General features: G+C 42.8%; 16 protein-coding genes and 1 pseudogene. 11 read left to right on the top strand and 6 right to left on the bottom strand.

The annotated features are described in order from the left end of the window. Positions 1-51 precede the first annotated feature (51 nt). Positions 52-324: pseudogene (locus ACWATR_RS29845) on the top strand (CobW C-terminal domain-containing protein); the annotation flags it as partial. Next, a complete protein-coding gene (locus tag ACWATR_RS29840) occupies positions 311-775 on the top strand; it encodes a hypothetical protein (protein WP_460340027.1) in 465 nt (154 codons plus the stop codon). The pseudogene ACWATR_RS29845 and the gene ACWATR_RS29840, both read left to right, overlap by 14 nt. A 142-nt stretch (positions 776-917) precedes the next feature. On the opposite strand, the gene ACWATR_RS29835 is transcribed toward ACWATR_RS29840, so the two are convergent. Beyond that, a complete protein-coding gene (locus tag ACWATR_RS29835) occupies positions 918-1604 on the bottom strand; it encodes an HAD family hydrolase (RefSeq protein ID WP_460340024.1) in 687 nt (228 codons plus the stop codon). Positions 1605-1800: 196 nt separating this feature from the next. On the opposite strand from ACWATR_RS29835, the gene ACWATR_RS29830 reads away from it, so the two are divergent. From ACWATR_RS29830 to ACWATR_RS29820, 3 genes are all read left to right on the top strand, one after another. Continuing rightward, positions 1801-2574, top strand: coding sequence for a glucosamine-6-phosphate deaminase (locus ACWATR_RS29830; protein WP_460340021.1), 774 nt, complete (start codon positions 1801-1803; stop codon positions 2572-2574). A 129-nt stretch (positions 2575-2703) separates the two neighbouring features. Next, a complete protein-coding gene (locus ACWATR_RS29825; RefSeq protein ID WP_460340018.1) occupies positions 2704-2901 on the top strand; it encodes a hypothetical protein in 198 nt (65 codons plus the stop codon). A gap of 2 nt (positions 2902-2903) precedes the next feature. Continuing rightward, positions 2904-3359, top strand: a complete 456-nt coding sequence (locus tag ACWATR_RS29820; protein ID WP_460340015.1) for a hypothetical protein — start codon at positions 2904-2906, stop codon at positions 3357-3359. A 502-nt stretch (positions 3360-3861) separates the two neighbouring features. Here ACWATR_RS29820 and ACWATR_RS29815 read toward each other — a convergent pair. From ACWATR_RS29815 to ACWATR_RS29795, 5 genes are all read right to left on the bottom strand, one after another. Continuing rightward, positions 3862-5106, bottom strand: a complete 1245-nt coding sequence (locus ACWATR_RS29815) for a catalase family protein (protein ID WP_460340011.1) — start codon at positions 5104-5106, stop codon at positions 3862-3864. After that, positions 5106-7019, bottom strand: coding sequence for a di-heme-cytochrome C peroxidase (locus ACWATR_RS29810; RefSeq protein WP_460340008.1), 1914 nt, complete (start codon positions 7017-7019; stop codon positions 5106-5108). The genes ACWATR_RS29815 and ACWATR_RS29810 overlap by 1 nt, the downstream gene beginning before the upstream one ends. 490 nt (positions 7020-7509) lie before the next feature. Beyond that, on the bottom strand, positions 7510-7659 hold the full coding sequence (locus tag ACWATR_RS29805; protein WP_460340005.1) for a hypothetical protein: 150 nt from the start codon (positions 7657-7659) through the stop codon (positions 7510-7512). Between the two features lie 475 nt (positions 7660-8134). Beyond that, positions 8135-8317 (bottom strand): hypothetical protein, encoded by a 183-nt coding sequence (locus tag ACWATR_RS29800; RefSeq protein WP_228676327.1) that lies wholly within the window; start codon positions 8315-8317, stop codon positions 8135-8137. A gap of 62 nt (positions 8318-8379) precedes the next feature. Then, positions 8380-11958, bottom strand: a complete 3579-nt coding sequence (locus ACWATR_RS29795; RefSeq protein ID WP_460340001.1) for a WD40 domain-containing protein — start codon at positions 11956-11958, stop codon at positions 8380-8382. A 263-nt stretch (positions 11959-12221) separates the two neighbouring features. Here ACWATR_RS29795 and ACWATR_RS29790 point away from each other — a divergent pair, with 263 nt between their 5' ends. The 6 genes from ACWATR_RS29790 to ACWATR_RS29765 all read left to right on the top strand — a co-directional run bounded on the left by ACWATR_RS29790 (position 12222) and on the right by ACWATR_RS29765 (position 20950). Beyond that, positions 12222-14057, top strand: coding sequence for a ScyA-related TPP-binding enzyme (locus tag ACWATR_RS29790; protein ID WP_460339998.1), 1836 nt, complete (start codon positions 12222-12224; stop codon positions 14055-14057). 12 nt (positions 14058-14069) lie between these two features. Then, positions 14070-15182 (top strand): 3-oxoacyl-ACP synthase III family protein, encoded by a 1113-nt coding sequence (locus ACWATR_RS29785; RefSeq protein WP_460339996.1) that lies wholly within the window; start codon positions 14070-14072, stop codon positions 15180-15182. Positions 15183-15339: 157 nt separating this feature from the next. Continuing rightward, positions 15340-16140: an SDR family NAD(P)-dependent oxidoreductase gene (locus ACWATR_RS29780; RefSeq protein ID WP_460339993.1), complete on the top strand. Its 801-nt coding sequence runs from the start codon at positions 15340-15342 to the stop codon at positions 16138-16140. A 449-nt stretch (positions 16141-16589) separates the two neighbouring features. Beyond that, complete coding sequence (locus tag ACWATR_RS29775; protein ID WP_460339990.1) at positions 16590-18788, top strand: hypothetical protein; 2199 nt, start codon at positions 16590-16592, stop codon at positions 18786-18788. Between the two features lie 14 nt (positions 18789-18802). Beyond that, positions 18803-19753 (top strand): hypothetical protein, encoded by a 951-nt coding sequence (locus tag ACWATR_RS29770; protein WP_460339987.1) that lies wholly within the window; start codon positions 18803-18805, stop codon positions 19751-19753. A gap of 9 nt (positions 19754-19762) precedes the next feature. Next, positions 19763-20950 (top strand): WD40 repeat domain-containing protein, encoded by a 1188-nt coding sequence (locus ACWATR_RS29765; protein ID WP_460339985.1) that lies wholly within the window; start codon positions 19763-19765, stop codon positions 20948-20950. Positions 20951-21259 lie beyond the last annotated feature (309 nt).

Genomic DNA, 21259 nt, shown 5'->3' with positions numbered 1-21259 from the left:
TCACAAAATTAACGATCAACAAACAAGATACTTTATATGCAAAAACTTCCAGATCAGGCATTGGAGCCAACTGTCCTAGTCAAACGCTTGCAAACATTGGTGCAACAGCAAGAAATTTATCGAATTAAGGGATTTGTAGCAGTTCCGAACAAAGCCATGCGTCTGGTATTACAGGGTGTTGGTAATCGATTTGACTACTTTTATGATCGTCTTTGGCAACCCCAGGAACCCCGTCAAACGCGATTAGTATTGATTGGACGGGATCTTGAGCAGGTTTGCATTGAGTCATTGGTGTTGGGGGAGGAAATAAATGCGACCATCTAATAGTGTTTGGCAAGGAAATTTCGGCTACTGGCAAAACAGCTTTATCCATAATAATCTGCTGGTAATCGGTTACACAGGATGGAAAGGATTTCAGTCATTTGGGCGGGGAGTTGTTATTTGTGATGTGGATACTAAAGTGACTCACCCTACAAATACAAGTCTTGATACAGTTCCCTTCACCCTGCAATTTCTCCCCTCTGATTTGATTGGGTTTTACTTGCGATCGCGTCAAGATAGCGGATTTATATCACAATCAATGTGTTCATCCATGATTTCATCAATTTTCCCTGCGATCGCAACATACAATCCCCATCAAGATATTCTTCTGGTGCTGAAAGCTGATCCTCAGATTGAGGTGAATTTTTTACACCAACTAAAAATTACTCCACCCGATTGCTACGAACAAGTTTGCAAGCGTTGGCCAGAATTTAAAGCAAGCTTAATGCCTTAGAAGATATACATGCTATTAACATTGCTATCTCTCTACCAAGTAGCTAAGTATATAAAAACAGGAAAAATATCCTGTTTGAGAAATAAATCAATGTAAGAGATACAAAGTAAAAAAAATTTTACTTCAGAAGGTTCCAATACGCTCAAAGATTAGAAGCGATCGCACTTGAATCTTTCTCAATGAGTGAGTTCAGAAATGTCCACAACTGCAAATCAGTAAAATCTGGTATTGCCATAAATGCACCGATTTCCTGCAAAACTTGGGGATTATGGGTAGACGCTATGCCAATGGTGCGGATATCTGCACTCACCGCTGAACGAATACCAGAAGGAGAGTCTTCTAAGGCGATCGCTTCTTCTGCTGTAATCCCCAACTTATTCAAAGCAACTTGGTAAGGTGCAGGGTCGGGTTTACCTGCAATACAATCATCCGCTAAAACAACTGTATGAAAAGCTTCTTTTATTCCCAAAACCTCTAGCATAAATTCTGCATTTAATCTCGGAGCATTAGTAACTAATGCACGTTTTAATTGATGTGTATCTGTCCAAGTTATTAGCTCAGAAAATCCATTCAAAGGTTTAAGATTTGGGGCAAGTTTGCGGAAAAGTTCTTCTTTTTCATCTGCAAATTTTTGCCCCTCTGCTGCTGATAATTGTGGCAGAATATCCTTAACAATTTCTGGATTTAGCCCCCCACTAATTCGGGTTTTATAAAATGTTTCGTCAATTTCTATGCTGTAATTTAACAGCATTTCCTGCCAAGCTAGGTAGTGTATAGGGTCAGTGTTGACAATAGTGCCATCTAGGTCAAAGAGAATTGCAGCCAGCATGATTTTTGGGTAAAATGTAAATAATTGTTAACTTAATTTAAATAGTTTACATTGTTTTTTTGTCCTTAGTGATTGTTCCTTGGTTAATACAGGGTAAAAAGTGACAAATAATCTGCTACATCCTAAAACTGTAAGGGCAGATAAGTAGAGCCTCAGGGCAAACTGCCGTATAATTAATAACCTTCCATGTAAGCAAATGCTAGCCGATCTAAACTTTTTTCGCGTTGATGATTTACTGGTGCAGATTTACAACTCTGAAGTCGAGATGGCCCAGGATGTTGCCGAAATCGCGCAAAAGTATTTACAGCAGGTTCTCAGCGAACAAGATACAGCTGCTGTATTGTTAGCAACAGGTAATTCCCAACTCAAATTTCTCGATGCTTTAATTGCATTGGGTGGTGTAGATTGGTCACGGATTATACTGTTCCATCTAGATGAATATTTGGGAATTACTGCTGACCATTCAGCCAGTTTCCGGCGCTATATGCGAGAACGTGTAGAGAAACGGGTTATTCCTAAAGAATTTCACTATCTAGAAGGTGATACATTGCAACCAGTGGCAGAGTGCGATCGCTACACTAAATTATTGCAAGCACAACCAATTGACTTATGCTGTCTTGGTGTTGGCGAAAATGGACATTTGGCTTTTAACGATCCAGCAGTAGCAAATTTTCAAGATCCTTACAGTGTGAAACTAGTGAAACTGGATACAGTGAACCGTCAGCAACAAGTTAGTACAGGTCACTTTCCAAATCTAGAAACTGTTCCACAATATGCTTTTACTGTCACCATCTCGGCGATTTGTTCAGCTAAAAAAATTATCTGTCTTGCTCCAGAAAAACGTAAAGCGAATGTGGTAAAAAAGATGTTGCAAGGAGCTATAACTACAGATTGTCCGGCTTCTATTCTCCGTCAACAATCCCAAGCGACGTTATTTTTGGACGTAAATTCTGCTAGTTTGCTTTCTTGAAAAGGGAGTAGAGAGTGGGGATTAGAGACTGGAAAGCAGGGGGAAATAACATAATGCAATGCGTAATTCCAGCAATTACACGATCGGTGAGATATAATCCTAGCAAACACGTACTGTTAGCAGTATTGAATGCTGCCATCAACAGAAAGTGCATCCTCCTACCAGCAATCAAAAAAACCCCAAGACCTTTTTTTAGTATGCGGACTCCAAAGTTTAGGGCAACATTGTGTTGAAGTTCTAAAAGAATACGATGTAAAAGTCAGCGCCATTAATGATGTGCAGCCTGAACATTGGGAAGTCCCAGAAGTACCTAGCTTACTAGAATAGTCATGGTGACGGAATACAAGATTGAAGATGGCGATACTCTCAACGGGTTGCTTTTATCTGAAATAGCCTATGGATACAGTGTTGTGCCGATTCTCTACCAGAAATATCAGCAAGACAATTACTCCTTGATGCCCTGGTATGATGTTAAGCTTGATGCTGGCGATCGCTTGATTGTTTTAGCCACAAGTAGTAGTTTGCAGCGAATTGAATGGGGTGAAATGCTGCCTCGCCTTTGGCAGGTGCAGATTGAAAAAGCTTTAACGACAAATGCCATTATGTATGGTGCTGAAGAGATACTTTTGATTACGGGATGTAGTTCTACTACTGCTAGGCAATGGATGAATAATTTGCCGAGAGTTTTGCCAATAGCACTTTATAAACATCAAGCTCAACGTCTCGTGTGCGAGTTAGCAAAAGTACAAGTTTTGGCCAATGTAATCTTCATTGGCCAACCTTGAACTTCCCATGACTATAATTTCATTTAATTTAATTTAAAATAAATAAGTAAAAACTTCTGACTTCTTACTCATTACTTATTACTTCTCCCCGGCACTTGCACAGGCTTTAAGAGGTGTGGTGAGAAATCCGGGATATAGCTTGCCCGTTGCGGTATTCCCTTGCGCTGAAAATCAATGCGCCGTGCATTTTTCTTGGTCAATATCGTTTGGTTTAGCAAGCCGTAGTTTGATTAAATCTCACATCTGAGAGTGTCATCGCAAAAAAAATCTGTTACCAAAAATGTTACGAGTGTATTGTACTTGAGCAGTTACTTTATCATGATATATAGTTAAGCTCCTCACACCACACGGAAAGCCGTGAAACAAACACTATGTTTCACGGTTTTTTCCTTTTCAGAAATAATTTAATTTACAGTGAAACACAACCTTTAGTGGTTTTCCATGCCTGACACTGTAGAAACCCAAGCGGTAAATTTCTTGTCCAGGGATCAGAAAATTACCGTCAATTTTTTCTAGTATGGCCTATGGGGATCTGATTCGGCTCTTTGCGAGGCACATTGTTCATCTTGCGGCGAAACTCAGACACCTTCTCGTAGATGAGCAGTCGCGATCGGTTCATCGAACCCAAGGGCCGATGTTCGGGTAAGGAATGCCAAGGCGTGAACGCGAGGTTCTCTGCCATCTCTACCCTACCGTTAGCGTCAATATCTTGCTTCGGGATGCGAATGATCGCGACCTGTTGAAAGGGAGACACCATTTCGTCCCACAGTTCCAGAGGATCTTCTACAGGCATCGTCATTGGATCGGCTTGGATCTGGACAGCAAACTCGTAATAAACGTCTTCTGATCCAACCTGTTTCTTCATGACTTCTCTCAGGAAGTCTGGCCCCATCGTCTTTGGCTGGCGGTTAGTGCTCCGGGAAATCGGGGTAGCTGAGAACTTAATCGCATTCGGCCCTAGCAAGTATGGCGTCTGACTCCAGTAGCGAATCTGGACGGGATTGAACAATGGCTGCGATCGCATGGACATGATCGCCTTGAGTTCCGTGGGTCGGCTCTCAAAAAACTTCTCGATCTGACCCTTCAACATTTCCTGATGCAAGAGTTCATAATCCTTGAGGTTTCTTACGAAGAAGGTTGGGAAATTGATCATCACGAAATCTTGCGTCTTAGCATCCTTTTCCGATGCAAGCAGTTTCTCGCCCTCGACTCCGAACAGTTTGATTGCCATTCCGGCAGCCTGTGGCACTCTGTCCTCTTGAACCTCGACATTCCCGGCAGAAAACCGGATCAGGGCATCAAACGTGCGCGGCGTCTTGAACACGCCGTAGCGCAATTCTTTTGGGAGATTATCGAGCACGATGAATTCGGCATATACCAAGCCGTGTGCTTTCGGATGCGCGTCGCGCAAGACTGGCCGAGTACCGGGTGGAAACTGGGTGTGCAGTCGTGCCAGCGACGCGTTGAGGATCGAATCAATGAGATCCTTTTCACCCGGCTCGATGGATTCTTGGGCTAGAGCAGGGACGGCTGGCTTTGGCGCCGATACCTCCTTGGGTACGCCGTCGTCAGTGCCTGGGTTTTTGACGTGGAAGAACGTCTTATCTTGCCAAGCACGAATAGGATCTTTCGTCCCGCCAAATGGAGTGATCTGTCGGGGTTGGTTAGAGAAGGAAGGGAGCGTCAACGCCAGTGCAATCATCCCACTGGCTAGCACCAGAAGAACGATTCTTATCAGCTTGCTCATTAATCCCTCCTAAAGGTGACAATTTCGCCTGGGTTGATCGATTCTTGGGCTAGAGCAGGCTTTGTCGTTGAAGCAGGTGACAACTGGGGTGCGCCGTTGTAAGTGCCTGGGTTTTTGACGTGGAAAAACGTCTTATCTTGCCAAGCACGAATAGGATCTTTTGGCCCACCAAATGGAGCAATCTGTCGGGACTGGTTCGGGATGGACTTCATGTACTCGACCAATGCCCAGCGCTCATCCTCAGTCAGCAGTCGTCCGATAACCCCTTTCCCGGTAGGTCTGTTCTCAAACGAATGTCCAGCGTTGGAATTGCCGACCAGCGAGGTGTCAAATAGGAACTTCCCAGATTTCCCAGACGTGTCCACGCCGACCTTCACCGGATCGAACTCTCGCCCGATGAAGAACGTTTTAGACCGCTCATTGTCTGGAAGCAGCAATTCGTAGAGATTCGGCACTGAGCCATTGTGTAAGAAGGGCGGTGAGGCCCACATACCTTCAGGCGGGTTAGCCTTGTAGCCGATCGCCGGAATCGGATCGGGCGGCTCTGGATAAGAAGCCCGATAGCCGTGTGCCGAGACGAGTTCCTCATCGCTGAGTTTGAGCTTGGCTACTGCCTTGTCAAAGATCCCACGCTGTATCGCCTGGAAAACAACGGGCGGTGGAGCGATCGCAGCTCCAGTGTCCGGCGCCGGCAGATACTCACTCATCCGTCCAGTCTTGACCGTCGGGTTACTCTCGAACTGCGGACTTGAGAACTGCCCCGGATCGGTGCCGATAACATCGACGGAGACGATCGCATTCTCGATAAATCGCTTGCCTTGCTTTTTGGGTTCGCTCCAACGATGCGGCCAGCTGGAGTGGCATCCGGCGCAGTTTTGCGCGAACAGTTGCGCTCCCTTGGCGGCCTTCTCTCGATCAATCTTGCCGAGAACACCTTCGGGCCATTGAGGTGGTGCAAGTCTCCGTAGGAGAGCCTCGCTGGCAATTTGGCCCTTAAGGTCTACGGTAGAGTCGAACAGCCCTAACTTCGGTGTCTCCGACGTTAAGTCCATCCTCGCAAACACCCCCAGAGATTCACCCTGATTGCGAAGGATGGGATCAAACAAGACACCACTCCACTGCGCCCAGGCTGACTGCGGTATGTTCCAGACGAAAGACGGCTTGACTGGTGCGATCGGCGCTACCCAGTTTTGCGGAATATCGAGCCAACGGGACTGCACCTGATTGTGAATCAGGCGAAGTGCATCCATGCGTCCCGGGCCAACAACGGTCGGTGTTACCGCAAGGATGCCGCGATAGCCATGAACTGCCGCCGCCTCCTCTTCCAGACGCTTGCGTAACGCTTCTTTACCAGCATCATCGCGCTGTCCCAGGTTCTCTGCTAGCCGAGCGAACTTTTGCGGATCGGCTGCCGTTGCCGCCAGGGTATCATCCAGTCCCTCAATGAAGGCATGAACATCGAGTGTGGTGTTGTTACCGCCCGAAATACTGATCTTGGTTCCCTTGTGTTCGATCTGTCCGTTATGACACGCGGCACACGTCAATCCGACCCACTTGCCTTTCCATCGTCCGTCCGTTACCACCGTCCTGGTTATGCCGATGGGTAGCCCGTTCGGGTTGTATTTGGAATCGGCGGGTTGGGGGACGAATCCATACCTGGCGAGATTATCGTCGGCACGGAACAGCCCCTGATTATTCGCCGCCTCAAGGTTTAGGAAGATATCGTAAGACATCGCAGCCGAACCCTGTGAGGTGTAGTAATAGCGTAGCCGATCCTCTTGAGACCAACCTTGATCCAGGTAGACGACTTTTGCCTTTGTCGGTCGGTCTTGGGCAAACGAGGCGAGCGTGAACGCCAGTGCCATCACCACACCGGCTAGCGCGAGAAGAACGATTCTCATCAGCTTTCTCATCGGTTTCTCCTAAACGTGATGATTGAACCATCTCCCTGCGGCGGAAACGAGTAGAACTATGTCTCTGGCTCTCTTATTACCCCCAGTTATGAGAGTTTTACTTCAATCTCTTTTAAGTTTTATTTTTTTATTTAATTGCTTTTAATCTCTTAAGTTCTCATCCTACAAGAGGTCTCTTGCAAAAAAAATTTGCGGTATATTAAGAAGTTTACCTACTGTAAATTTAATCGTGCGATGTACAAGCGTGCCCGAAAACTATCTAGTACAACACGGCGGAAATAGACCAATCATTCCAAATCAACGAAACCCTTATGCTGTATTCATTTTTAATTTTTAATTCCACTTTGCGTTACTAGCCGCTTTCTTCAAACGATACGTGGGTATTGCTCTGTGTCTAATGTTCATGCCCAATTCCCAGTTCCTTGTATTTGCAGGTTGTGTAAAAGGGACTGGGGATTAGGGATTGGAGAGTGAGTGTAAAATCGAAAAATTATGGTGGTTGCTCTGCCCAAATCGCCCAGTCGATATTCAATTGGATATCCGGCGTTGCTGAATCAAGGGATGATTCTTGTAGGGTGGGCCGAAAAGCCACTGGTGTCAACTTCAGCCAAAAATAGCGTACTGATTGGGTGTTGTTCACCCGCCAGGGATTGTAAATCCCTGACTAATTGCTCAAGTCTACTGAAGTAGACTGAAAATTTTTGCAATCTTTAGTCCTCTTCAGAGGACTTTAGCTATGAGACAGGGATTTACAATCCCTGGCGGACTGGCGGACGTGCGGTTTCGCGTTAAGTTGACACCAATGGCTTTTCGGCCCATCCCACAAAACTAGCAAAATCATCCCGCAAATATGCAACGCCCATTTTTTTTAAAATAACTCATCCTATCATCAATACCTTCGCCAAAAAAAGAGGATGAAGGGAGAGAGATGGTGTAGTAGAGTTATTGTCTTCCACAACGACAACTCAAGAGTTACAAACAGCCCATGTTCGACATACTAGCACTGTTGTCTTCTACCGCAGATCAACGCCACGACAATGCACCAAATGAACAGCTCTACAAACAGGCCCCAAGCAAGCGGGTCTTTTGTTCTCCATTAGTTTTTGTAACACAACCTAATTCTGAGCTTTAACAGAGTGATCGCCACCTCTGTCTTTCCCTGGAGAACGCGAATTATTATGACTATCTTGAGGGTCAGTTGAATTTGGAAGAACTGGCTGCTCTATAATATTAGTATCAACGGATGTATTATCTAATACTTCGGCTTCCAAAGCTTTTTTAGCTTCTTCGTTATTCATATTTAGTATTTCAACCAAATTTTGTAACAATTAGTTATTTTGTCAAAATCATAACATTAAATTCATCTCTCTACTGCTCCTAGGGCTATCAGTGTGTTTCTTTGAGATGTTGTTAAACCAATTGCGTTTTTAATGTTCATCCCTTCATAGGGTCTATCAACTCTCATTGTTTTCAGGCATTCGCCTGTTTCAATATCCCAAAGCTTGATGGTTTCGTCTTCGCTGCTGCTAACAAACATGGGGGCATTGGGACTAAACGCAATTGACCGTACTGCTTTGTGGTGTCCTTGAAATGTTTTGAGACTAGCACCTGTATTAACATCCCATAGTTTCACTGTTTGATCGTCACTGCCACTGACTAAAGTCTTGCCACTTGGGCTAAAGACGATTGTTCTGACTCGATATGTATGACCTTGAAATGTTTGTAAACATTCCCCTGTAGAAACATCCCACAGCTTAATCATCTGGTCTCCACTAGCACTAGCAAGGATGTCTGCACAGGGACTGAACACAATAGATAAAACCCAATCATCATGTCCTTGAAACGTTTGCAGACAAATTCCCGTACTTACATCCCAAAGCTTGATAGTGTTGTCATCACTGCCACTCGCCAGTTTAGTCCCTTGAGAGCTAAAGGCAATTGTTTTTACTTTCTGAATATGTCCTTCTAAGGTGTGCAGGCATTCTCCTGTATGCCAATCCCAAAGTTTTACCGTTTGGTCACTACTGCCACTTGCCAGAATTCGTCCATCTGGGCTGAAAGTGACTGAATTTACCCAACTACTGTGTCCCCAAAGTGTTTGAAAACACTCACCCGTATTTACATTCCAAAGCTTTACGGTTGTGTCATCACTACCACTAGCAAGAATCTGACTTTTTTGCAGCTTCCGAGTCTCTTCATCTAAGGTTACGCGTTTGCCTACTTTGCGAACATCTATGTTTTGGGAATCAAAAGTGACTGATGAGACCAAGTTAGTATGTCCCTGTAAGGTTCGCAAGCATTTTCCTGTAGCAATATCCCATAATCTTACTGTTTGGTCTTCGCTACTACTTGCTAATATTTGACCATCTGGGCTAAAAGCGACAGATAACACCCAATTACTGTAACCTTCCAGTGTTCTCAAGCATTTTCCAGTATGAATATCCCATAGCTTCATTGTTTGGCTTTCGCTGGCACTCATCAAAGTTTGTCCATCTGGATTGAAGGCAACTAACCAAACGCGATCGCTATGCTCATGTAAAGTTTGCAGACATTCTCCTCTAACAATATCCCATAACTTGACTGTTTTATCTTCACTTCCCGTTGCCAGTATTTGACCATTTGGGCTGAAAGCAACTGCCCATATATGACTGTTGTAGTCTGGTAAAGTTCTAATGCACTCACCGTTGACTAAATCCCAAAATTTTACCGTTGTACCATTACTCGCAATTACTAATGTTTGTCCGTCTGGGCTAAGAGCAATAGATTGCACCCAATTGATATGAGTCGGAAAAATTCGCAGACATTCCCCGGTGTCAACATCCCAGACTCTAACAGTTTGGTCTTCACTAGCACTAACCAAAGTCAGCCTATTTGGATTAAATGCCACAAAAATAACCCGACTCGTATGCCCTAGCATCATTTTCACGCACTGCCCAGTGTTAACATTCCATAACCTCACCGTTTGGTCGTTGCTGCCACTAGCTAAAATTTGTCCATCAGGACTAAAGCTCAGAGATTCTACACCACTAGTATGACCTTGTAGAGTTTTGAGGCATTGTCCAGTGTTAACATTCCACAGCCTTACCGTTTGATCGTTGCTGCCACTAGCTAAAATTTGTCCATCAGGATTAAAGTTAAGAGATCGTACTGAGGCAGTATGACCATTACAGGTAATAAATTGTTTGAACTTTGCAACTTCCCACAAACAAATTTCATGATCAAGGGATGTTGCCAGCAGCTTTCCATCAGGGCTAAAGGTTGCTGATAAGACACCTCCCTGGGTTCGAGTCAAAGCAGACTTGCTCAGATCCGAGTTAGCAAAATTTACTTGATGCAAATTCATGCTTTGTAAGTAAGCTTGCCAAACAATTAAGTTGGAAAAGTCATAGCCACTAATATCCAGATGCAGCTGCCAGAGTAAATTAAGAAGATTACCAGCCGCATATCCTGGTTTGCGGAGGTAAAACGACCTCAGTTTTAATAAAAGCTGATTCAAGGAGTTTTGAACATTTTCTTGACTGCCAAAATGGTTTAACAGTTTATCTGCAATTGGCTGGAGGATCAGCCGAATTTGTGCATTTCTTACGTAATCTTTGGCTTGAGCTTTGATTAATGCACAACTATCAAATAGTGATATTTCTCCAGCTTGAATTTCTTGGTAAACTTGTTCGATTAATCGGTCAATAACATACTCCATTACTACTGGCTGCTGGGTAAAATTGCCGGATTTTTTTTCAATTAGTGAACGTAATTGGAGAGATTCTAACGTTTCTAACAAAGCTTTTAGTGAGATAGCAGGAATAATATCACCTTGTAACTCTGTGAACGATACCCATTCTCGATTAATCGTCAGCCAGTACATCACTTGTTGTTCTAAAGTTGACAAACGATTAAACTGCTGCCCTAATAAATCTGAAATATCTCCAAATACAATAGTGCCTTGTTGTAAAAACTGAGCAGTATTACCATCAAATAAGTCTTCAATAGTAGTTGCAACAATCTTCAAGGCCAAAGGATTGCCTGCATAATACTCCACAAGTACTTGACATTGGTCTTCTGATACACAACAGCCTTTTTCTGCCAGAATTGTCTGACCTTCTACCTGCGTTAAACCAGACAACTTCAGCGAACGAATAGGAGAATTTTTACCTTCTTTGATGTTAATTCCTCTAGGTTTTTCTCGGCTGGTCAATACCAGACAACTCTGATGGTTAGTCTCTCCTAAGCATCTGAGAAGTTGTCCATATCCTTCATATCCTTGTCGATAAGATCCTGCACGTTCGTCACTACATAAAATTGACTCAGCATTATCTAGCACTAACAAACAGCGTGAAGAACGCAGATATTCAATTAGTCGAGAGATTTTACGGTCTAAGATTTCTGCCACAACAGTTTCTTGCTGTTGAGAAAAAAAGCTAATTAGATCGGTCAGCAGTTCTTCAACTGGTGGAGCATTACGAAGACTTCGCCAAATTAGGAACTCAAATTGATCTTGCAAAAGCTGTGCTACCTTCACAGACAAAGCAGTTTTGCCAATCCCACCCATGCCAATTAAAGCGATTAATCGGCAATTATCGCTCACAATCCATTGCCTTAAGGTCGCTAGTTCTTGCTTGCGACCGTAGAAAATTGAGACATCAATCGCCTCTCCCCAGTTCTGGCGTTTATTGCTACTTTTTTTCTGAGCATCTTTACTTATAGCTTTGGAGGAAGCCTCAAAATTTAAGTCGGCGATTTCTTTCCAGTCTAGCGCCAATCTGTGACAGAGTTCTTCAAACGTCGCATGGTCAACAGGTTTACCAGTCAAGAAGTTGCTGACTGTCGCTAAAGCCAGTCCTACATCCTCAGCCAAGGCTTTTTGGCTGGCAAAGCCGTTACGCCTAATTGCCAGTTTTACTTTCCCAACGTATTCCTGACGAACTGTGAGCGATCGAGGCATACCTTCTCCGACAGAAACCACACTGATTATAAACAGCAAAAGTCAGTATAAACCAGAAATAAGTCAGTCTTTCTCAGGCTGGAACTTAGTAAGCAATGAAGTTTGATTAATTTATAAGGCAAGCAAACAAGCGAAACATGATGTTCAAAAAAGCTCTATTTTTTAAAGTAAAAAATAGCATCTTGGTAGATTTTATCCACCAATTAAGCCAGAAAGTTAACTTGTCAATTTGTACCTATCTTCTTTATCTACTTTTTTAATTTATGAGTGCTAAATCCTTTCATATCAATCCTAGTAAGTCGAAAGCACCAGATCAGAATAATCCTGTAAATTATGAATCTGGCTCTGGTATTTCAACTTTAACTCAGTCATCTTTAAGCCCCCCACCTATTACCAATATCCAACCAAACACACAGTTGGATGTTGTACCTGTTTCGGTGGCTTCTGCAATAGTTAAGATTCTGGAAGAACTCGGAGTGCAATATGCATTTGGTGTATCAGGGGGAGCAATTGTACCTTTGTGGCACGCTCTGCAATATAGTTCTATTCAGGTGCTTCATTTTCGACATGAAGCGGGAGCAGCTTTTGCAGCCACTGAAGCATACTTTGTTAGCGATCGCCCCGTCGTGGTGTTTGCTACAACAGGGCCAGGGATTACCAATGCTTTGACAGGTTTATTTGCTGCCCGCTGGGAGGGCGCAAAAATAATTTTTATATCAGCTTCTACCTCAGCATCCCAACGGGGACGGTGGGCCTGCCAAGAAACCAGTACTTACACGATGCCCAGTACGGGAATTTTTACCTCAGGATCTCTGTTTGATTATGCAACTAGCCTCGAATCTAGTGATGAACTTCCAGAGGTCTATCGACGGCTTGCTCTGGGTTTAGCTCAACCAGGTGGCTTTGTCGCACATATAAGTATCCCCACCAATATCCAAGCAGGTTTAACTAAGACATCACTTTCACAAGTGGCTCTCTCATTTGCTCCTGCAACCGCAAGTGAGGAAACAATTTCAAAATGTGCGCGGTTGTTGTCGCCGGGAACATTTGCCATCTGGGTTGGCTTTGGTGCAAGAGGTGCAGCAGCAGAAATTCGTCAGCTTGCTGAGAGGACAGGGGCGGCTGTCATCTGTTCGCCACGTGGCAAAGGTATTTTTCCAGAGAATCATCCTCAATTTGTGGGGGTCACGGGCTTTGCTGGACATGGATCAGTTTTAACTTATATGCAAAAGCACCGACCTCTGCGAATGTTAGTACTCGGAACGCGCCTTGGTGAACTTACCTCATTCTGGAATCCCGCCATGATTCCTTTGCAAGGTTTTGTGCATGTTGATATCGACCCGGAGGTACCGGGGACTGCATATCCATCTGTCGATACGTTAGCCATTCAGTCCGATATACAAGTGTTTGTGAAGGCGCTGCTAAAACACTTTCCTAAGGCCCAAAATCAAGCATCCATGCTGGCATTGCCTCGCCCTGAGCTTAAACAAATCAATCTACAGATGAAAGGTTTGGTACGACCAAAAGTACTCATGGATGCAATTCAACAGGTGATTGTTGAAGGGAGCAATGCCATAGTGATGACCGAGGCTGGTAACTCACTGGCATGGGGAAATCACTTGTTGCAATTTACTCAACCGGGTCGTTACCGAGCTAGTACCGGATTCGGTTCTTTGGGTCATTTCGTCACGGGTGTTGTAGGTGCAGCACTGGTACGCAATACAAAAGCAGTGGCCATTGTTGGGGATGGTGCAATGCTCATGAACAGTGAAGTTAGCACGGCTGTGAGATACCAGATTCCTGCTGTTTGGATTATCCTCAACGATGGATGTTACAACATGTGCGGTCAGGGATCTGCGTTACAAGGTTTCACCGATATGGATGTAGAGATTCCGCAAGTGGATTTTGTTAAAGTTGCTTGCGCTATGGGAGCCGATGGTATTCGTGTGGAAAATGAGTCTGATATCCGAACAGCCCTAGAGAAAGCGATCGCTTCTGCGACTCCCTTCATCGTTGATGTGGTTATCGATCCGACAGAAGTTGTCCCAATTGAAGGTCGGATTGACAGTTTGATTTCTCAAGGTGTGACAAATTTATAGGAAGTATTTGTGATGAAAAATTATCCAGTAGGCATTCGCTCCTTAGCATTGAGCTTTCCCAGTATGATCTGTACGAATGATTACTACCGCCAGAAGTACCCAGAACTAGTTTCTCAGTCCGAACAAAAAAGTTTGGCAAGACTATTTTCACTTGCTGACTCTATTCCCAGCAACGAATTTGACCAAGAGATGATGCCTTATTTACAAGATCCCTTCCGGGGTGCTATTGAGCGACGGATACTTGCTCCAGGTGAGTCATCCTTAACTCTGGAGTCTCGTGCGGCACGAGATGCCCTGGAGGCAGGAAATTTTTCTGTAGAAGATATCGATTTAGCGATCGTTACCTCTTTCGGTACTGAGGAAATTGTAGCTGGCAATGCGGCTTTTCTCGTCAATCAAGTTGGCTTGCGCTGTGCTGCTTGGAATCTTAATTCCATGTGTTCAAGTGCTATGGTTGCGCTGCAAACTGCTAGTACATTGGTGCGAGCAGGAGACTACCGCAATATTCTGGTAGTTACTTCTTGTGCATATTCTCGTCTACTTGATGAAAGAGATACTATTTCGTGGATAACTGGTGATGGTGCTGGAGCCTTTATAGTTAGCAAACTGAAAGCTAACCAAGGAATTCTCGGCAGTAAAACCGTTCATTCAGCAGAGACTTGTGGCACATTCCACACTGAAATTACAGAGGATTTTCAGGGCAAGCTACGATTATTTATGAAGACGGGCAAGGGAGCAAATCGAGCCATTAGCAACACAGCTGCCGATTTTGTTCTGAGATGCTGCGAGGGTGCTACCGCAGCAGCCAACGTCACAATCGACCAAATCGACTTCTTTATTTTTAATACCCCAACTGCCTGGTTTGCCAAATTTGGCGCTCGGATACTAGGCATTAACCTAGAACGCACAATCAATCTCTATCCTCAGTATGGCAACATCGGGCCTGTACTTCCCCTGGCTAATATGTATCATGCCGCGCGATCGCATAAGATTCATGAAAATGACCTAGTTCTTGTCTATTCCTTCGGTGCATCAGCAAATGCCACTGCAACTGTGATGCGTTGGGGTAATGTAGCCTTAGGCCCTGCTCCTTCCTTCAAAGAATCTAGCGTTGAATTAGTATAAATCTCTACAGCATTTTTTGCAGAGATGGGAGTGCAAGGAGAGTTTTTTCTTTCCAGTCCCGTCTCTGAGAACCGAACGCAACTTTGTATCAGCAGGAAGATGAACATAAAAGATTTTTTGGCTCTAAGAGAAATTTTTCACTCAGGAAAAAAATGATATGGATTTGCAATTGAAAGGAAAACGTGCTTTTGTCACTGGTAGTAACTCTGGTATTGGTGAAGGTATCGCTAAGGCACTGGCACAAGAGGGGGCAACGGTAATTGTGCATGGTCGTAATGAAAAAGAAGCCTGTCGTGTTGTTCAAGAGATTGCAGCAGATGGTGGAAAAGCGTTTATTGCCATTGGTGATTTAGCTACTGATATAGAGGCAGAGCAAGTATTAGATAGGGTTTTATCAACTCTTGGGGCTGTGGATATTTTGGTTAATAATGCTGGTGCTTATCTAATGCGTGACTGGATGAACTCAACACCCAGTCAATGGCTAGAACTTTATAATATCAATGTTGTTTCTATAGTGCGTACAACTCTGCTATTAGTACCGCAAATGCGAAAACTGAGTTGGGGACGCATCATCAACATATCTAGTAGTGTCGCAACCCAACCAATGTCTACGGCAGACTATTCGGCAACTAAAGCTGCCATCCTCAACTTGACAGTAAGTTTGGCAAAAGAATTAGCTGGAACTGGGATCACAGTGAATGCGATAAGTCCAGGTACAATTATCACGCCGGGTTTGAACGCAATCATGCTTCAGATAGGTGCAGCGCAAGGATGGGGTACAGATTTAGAGGAGATTAAGCACCATCTGTTGAAAGGGATGATGAGCAATCCCACTGGTAGACTAGGAACTGTTGAAGATGTAGCGCATTTAGTCAGCTTTGTTGCTAGTCCTCTTGCTGGTTATATTAACGGTGCAAACTTGCGTGTGGATGGCGCTTGGGTACCAACGATTAACTAGAAAAAGAAGAAATCATTTTTGACGATCGCTAACAAGGCTGTCACTCTCTGCGATCGCTTGCAGATGATTTTTCAAATTTCCCATCAAATTAGTAGACAATATCATAGGATTCCGACACCAAAAAATTGCATTTTGGAAGTCCCTTGCTAAAGCAGATAAAGCATACACTTATCACCAATAGTTCAACCCATATATGAACATTAGGTGAACATTAGGTGAACTTTTCAGACTTTATCTGTATCGACAACCATAAATGACCTTCATATACTGAGGTTTAGATTTGCCCTGCTTAGTCAGCAAGTTAATAGCATAAAAAGACAAATATCTATTTGTTATCGCTAAACATCAAATTGCTGTCAGAATTCCGAAATCTTTACTTGTCAAGTTGAATAATTATGTAGAGCAAAATCGGACATCAATTTTGGACGTAATACATAGTATGCATAGTTATGAATAGAACTACCCAAATCGCCGATATTATTCAGAAACGCCAACCATTGGCACAGAGAATCGAAGGGGTAGAGGAAAATCTCACCTCTATTTATTCTGCATTTCGCTATCTGGAAGACTACCGCAATCAGTTATTAACAACAGTTGATGACCCAAAAGTTACCGGACGCTTGAAAGAGATTGATTTTGCCAAGATTCAGTTGAGTATTGCAGCTGAGTTAGAAGCTTTAAGTAAGCTTAAAATCCGCTTCTTGCGAAACACACTTAATATTGGTGTGATTGGACGAGCCAGACAAGGAAAAAGTCGTTTATTGCAAAGTTTAACCGGATTGACAGCGGCAGAAATTCCTGATGGTAGTGGTCAACACTGTACAGGAGTCCGTAGCACAATTCACCATAATCCAGCTTTTGAAACCTTTGGTGAAGTCACATTTCATACAGAGCGGTCTTTCTTGGATGAAGTGATTTCTCCGTATTATGAACAGTTGAAATTAGGAGCTAAACCAATTACTCTGGGAGAGTTTGGTTCTCAACCACTGCCTTCCCTACCTAGTAACGTTGCAGGTGCTGAGGTTGGCGCAAAATATGAACATCTTCGCAAATATCATAAGAATTTTGATAAATGTCGTCACCTGTTTCGGGAAATTTCTCCTCGTCGGATTACTAGAGATGAAATTAGAGAATATGTGGCACAAGACAACCTCCAAGGTGAACGTATTTATTTCAATTATCTCGCGGTGAAAGAGGTAAAAATTGTCTGTCAATTTCCCAATGATGATGTTGGGCAGATTGCTCTAGTTGATTTACCGGGATTAGGAGATACAGGTATTGGTGATGAAGAAAGAATAGTCAGAACTATTGGTCAAGACATTGATGCTGTTCTCTTTGTCAGAATGCCCAAAGCTTCTGGAGATTTCTGGGGAGATGTTGATGTCAAACTTTATGACACTGCTCGCGCAGCTCTAGTTGATTTACCAATCGAGCAGTGGTCTTTTATGGTTCTCAACTGCACAAACAAAAGCTCAAACTACGGTGATAACTTTCTTCTGTGCCAGCAACTTACACAAGATATTACCGACAAACATATCAAAGTTATAGAGAGTGTGGTGGCAAACTGTGCTGATACTGATGAGGCCAATACCAAAGTTCTAGACCGGGTAGTTAATTATTTAGCTGCTCATATTACCACTCTAGATAAACAATACGCTTCCTCTTGCCAAGAGCGGCTTAATCAACTCCAGAGTGCTGTGAGTACTGAGTTAGACAAAGCCCGAACAGCATTAGGACAACCCATGCAGTCTGCTGAGACAGGGAAGTTTGAGGTATTGTTCAAACTGCTTTGGGAGAAACTAGCTAGCGGACTTGTGGATTTACTTAAAGAACTTAGTGAACAGATGGATCGGCAGGATCGTGACTTCAAAGAATCAGTAGAGACAGCTATAAAAGCTTGCTACCAAGATACCAAACTTCCATCATCGTTGGAAGAAATTGAAGTCAGGCGTAATAAGAGCAATGCATACGAAATCGCCTATAACGAGTACTTAAATGAAGTTCGCGCTCATTTATCAAAACATTTCCTTGGTTTAGATGATGGTTTGAAAAATTCCCTGAATCGGGTCAAATCTCAAGTATCAAGGGTGTTAATTGAGCAAGGTCGTTTAGGAGAATTAACAGAAGCCAGAGGATCTGATTTTATTCAGGCGATCGCCAAGTTACTACCTGAAGAACTTATAGAAGGGCAACCTTGTAGAATAAAATTCGGTTTCCAAATTCTTTCGGAATTTGAGCTTTCTTATCGTGGTATGGTTCAACATAGAATTCGCAAATGCCTTAATGATTTAACTCCTGATAAAACGACCCTGAAACTTCCCCAAAATCCTAATTCTCAACAAGTTATGAGCAATCTGAAAGCGCTTCATGACGAAGCTGTTTATCAATGCAACACAGCTTTAGAAGAATTACTCAGCGAACCCTCTCAAGCAGGTTTTGCCATAGTAGAAGAATTTCTTGATCGTGTACTTCGTGCAGAGGATGTCGAAATAGAGTGGCGAATCTTTTTAAGAGAAGAACGCACTTCAATATGGCCTGATGAATTTGAGTTACTGGGTGAACGTACTAGGCTCAGACGAGAGTGGCTGGAAGCAGTAGAAAAGGCAGCAACCGCCAATCAATTAAACTCTATGAAATTTCTCAATTAATTCAGGAAAATACAATGACCTCAGAACTTAAGATTACAATGCTAGGACAAAGAGGTGTGGGGAAGACTAGTATCTTAACTGCTATGTATGAGCAGTTTGAGAGTACTATCGGTGAAACTGGTCTTCAACTCACACCTGATGCAGAAAGCTCGGCGCTGCTATCAAAACGTTTAGGTGAATTAAAAGCTCTGTTAAATGATTTTGAAGCAGCAGGAGGACTGGAGGGAACTGAAGAACCACAATCTTTTACATTTGGCCTTGGTAAAATTGGAAGCAAACCAAATATACAACTAATTTTTCAAGATTTTCCTGGTGGCTATCTCCAAAACCATTTGGAATTTGTAGATAATATTGTGAAAGAATGTGCCGCTGTTTTGATTGCGATTGACACTCCAGCACTCATGGAAAACAAAGGCAGATGGCATGATTTGATGAATAACCCTAAGCAAATTACTGATTTTTTTAAAAGGACGTATGCAGATTTAGAAGAACCAAAACTGGTTCTTCTTGTACCAGTTCGGTGTGAAAAATATGTCCAAAATGAAAAAGATGCAAAAGAGCTAGTAGAGCGCATCAAAGATAAATATAGTGGTTTATTGCGTTTGTTCGGCAGTGAAAATTTGCTAACTAAGGTGACTTGTATAGTTACACCTGTTCAAACTGTAGGAACTGTATTCTTTTCTCAGATTAAAGAAATCGATGGCAGACCGCATTTTTACTTCCGTAAAATCGATCATAATGCCGAGTATACCCCCCAAGATAGCGATCAGCCACTACGATATCTCTTACGTTTCATACTCAAGCTTCATTTAGATGCTAAACGAGGGTGGTTTAGCCGCGTTCGTCGTTGGTTCGGTTGGGATGAATATCTCAAAGAAGCTGCCCGTAAATCTGCTGAAAAGTGCAAATATACTGGTGGATTTGAGATTTTACAAGGTCAAGACAGGCTGGATATTAAAAAATAGGAGTTAGAAATGGAAATTTACGTTCAAAGCGCTGGTGTTTCTCAAGAACATGATTATTCTTGGCAGAAAATCACAGATAATGGTCAAACACCGACAAACGAACCTAGTCAGATCAAAAAATTTAAATACTTGCTCGAAAATGAATCACCTTCTCTTCTTTTAGCACGTGATGCTGGGAAATTAATTTTACTTGTCACGGGTATGAAAGCAAGTCAAAGAAAAGATTATCGAGGTCGTACTATCCGCAATACTGTTGCTTGGATTTGTCAAGATGCTGAAGAAAATGAGCAAAAATTACGAGGAATCGCTGCTCTTTCACTACAGGGGGAATTAGACAATAAAATTGACAATGCTGTTATCAATGCGGGGGAATATGGATTTGAGGTTTCGTATAATGAACTGAGAAATCTCAAAGTACCTATAACACAAAATAGTTACCCTACAGAACATTGGATGCTGGCCGAAAATTCTAATTCCAACAGAGAAAAATTAGCAAAAGTTCTTCTATCAGAAAGTTTACCTAAGACAGAACATGATACAGAAGTATTGGTAGTTGTCACTGGAATCAAAGCAGAAAATACTTTAAAAGAAGCGAGAGTCTGGCGAGGGCTATCAACTCTTGTACAAAACAAAGGTTTTATGCGATATCCTCTACCTAATATATATAAAAAAAGTCCTGAGAGTGCTCAGACAAATCAAGGAAACAACATCCGAATAGTGTTAATACTACTAGCTTCTATTGGCTTGCTGGCATTAGTTTCTCTGTTTTTTTTTCGGCCTTTTCTATTAAGTCAAAGATTTACCCCTAAACCACAGACTTCTGTTGCTTTAGCTGTTATTAGCCAAGGCGGTCAATATATTGTTAGTAATAACACCAATGGAAATTTGTTGGTGAAGAATCTAACGGACACAACAACTATTAGTCTTGACTCAGAGGCTAAGACCGCAGTTAAAATCTCATCTCTTGCCATCAGTTTTGATGGCAAGACCATCATTGGTGGTGATACCGATGGGCAAGTATGGTTGTGGAAGAAAGAGGATAACAAATTCAATGGCAAGCCCTTCAACAAAAAGCACCAAGCTGAGGTTTTATCAGTTGCCATTAGTGAAAATGGAGAGCAAATTATTAGTAGCAGTGCCGATGGAACAGTGTTATTGTGGGATAAACAAGGGAATTATCAAACTATAAAAAAATGAACTAATACTGAGTAGCAATCTTTAAAAAGAAAGAAGTTGCTAGTATTAGCATAGGCATGAATTAGGCTGAGGTCATGTACTATATAATAACCAGCTTTGATTTTTGAAATTATTGACTTAGGCAGGCGGTAGAGAGAAAGTTTCGATGTGAGCATTCAGATGAAGTGGAATAGGGAATCAGCCTTTTCGATCTGAGGGCTTGTTTTTTCACGCAATCATATAAGATTCCTATATCACTTGATTAAATTAAAATAGAAATCAGCAGGATGTAGAGATGTTCTTTGGTATGTGCAATCCAAAAATAACTTT

It is taken from the genome of Nostoc sp. UIC 10890 (assembly GCF_054786515.1).
Note: the sequence above shows the minus strand (reverse complement) of the source record. Positions and strands in the feature narration are given on the sequence as shown.

Bases quoted from the DNA above. Each gene is read 5' to 3' on its own strand.
- ACWATR_RS29840 (WP_460340027.1), top strand. From the start codon at position 311: ATGCGACCATCTAATAGTGTTTGGCAAGGAAATTTCGGCTACTGGCAA.
- ACWATR_RS29835 (WP_460340024.1), bottom strand. From the start codon at position 1,604: ATGCTGGCTGCAATTCTCTTTGACCTAGATGGCACTATTGTCAACACT.
- ACWATR_RS29830 (WP_460340021.1), top strand. From the start codon at position 1,801: ATGCTAGCCGATCTAAACTTTTTTCGCGTTGATGATTTACTGGTGCAG.
- ACWATR_RS29825 (WP_460340018.1), top strand. From the start codon at position 2,704: ATGCTGCCATCAACAGAAAGTGCATCCTCCTACCAGCAATCAAAAAAA.
- ACWATR_RS29820 (WP_460340015.1), top strand. From the start codon at position 2,904: ATGGTGACGGAATACAAGATTGAAGATGGCGATACTCTCAACGGGTTG.
- ACWATR_RS29815 (WP_460340011.1), bottom strand. From the start codon at position 5,106: ATGAGCAAGCTGATAAGAATCGTTCTTCTGGTGCTAGCCAGTGGGATG.
- ACWATR_RS29810 (WP_460340008.1), bottom strand. From the start codon at position 7,019: ATGAGAAAGCTGATGAGAATCGTTCTTCTCGCGCTAGCCGGTGTGGTG.
- ACWATR_RS29800 (WP_228676327.1), bottom strand. From the start codon at position 8,317: ATGAATAACGAAGAAGCTAAAAAAGCTTTGGAAGCCGAAGTATTAGAT.
- ACWATR_RS29795 (WP_460340001.1), bottom strand. From the start codon at position 11,958: ATGCCTCGATCGCTCACAGTTCGTCAGGAATACGTTGGGAAAGTAAAA.
- ACWATR_RS29790 (WP_460339998.1), top strand. From the start codon at position 12,222: ATGAGTGCTAAATCCTTTCATATCAATCCTAGTAAGTCGAAAGCACCA.
- ACWATR_RS29785 (WP_460339996.1), top strand. From the start codon at position 14,070: ATGAAAAATTATCCAGTAGGCATTCGCTCCTTAGCATTGAGCTTTCCC.
- ACWATR_RS29780 (WP_460339993.1), top strand. From the start codon at position 15,340: ATGGATTTGCAATTGAAAGGAAAACGTGCTTTTGTCACTGGTAGTAAC.
- ACWATR_RS29775 (WP_460339990.1), top strand. From the start codon at position 16,590: ATGAATAGAACTACCCAAATCGCCGATATTATTCAGAAACGCCAACCA.
- ACWATR_RS29770 (WP_460339987.1), top strand. From the start codon at position 18,803: ATGACCTCAGAACTTAAGATTACAATGCTAGGACAAAGAGGTGTGGGG.
- ACWATR_RS29765 (WP_460339985.1), top strand. From the start codon at position 19,763: ATGGAAATTTACGTTCAAAGCGCTGGTGTTTCTCAAGAACATGATTAT.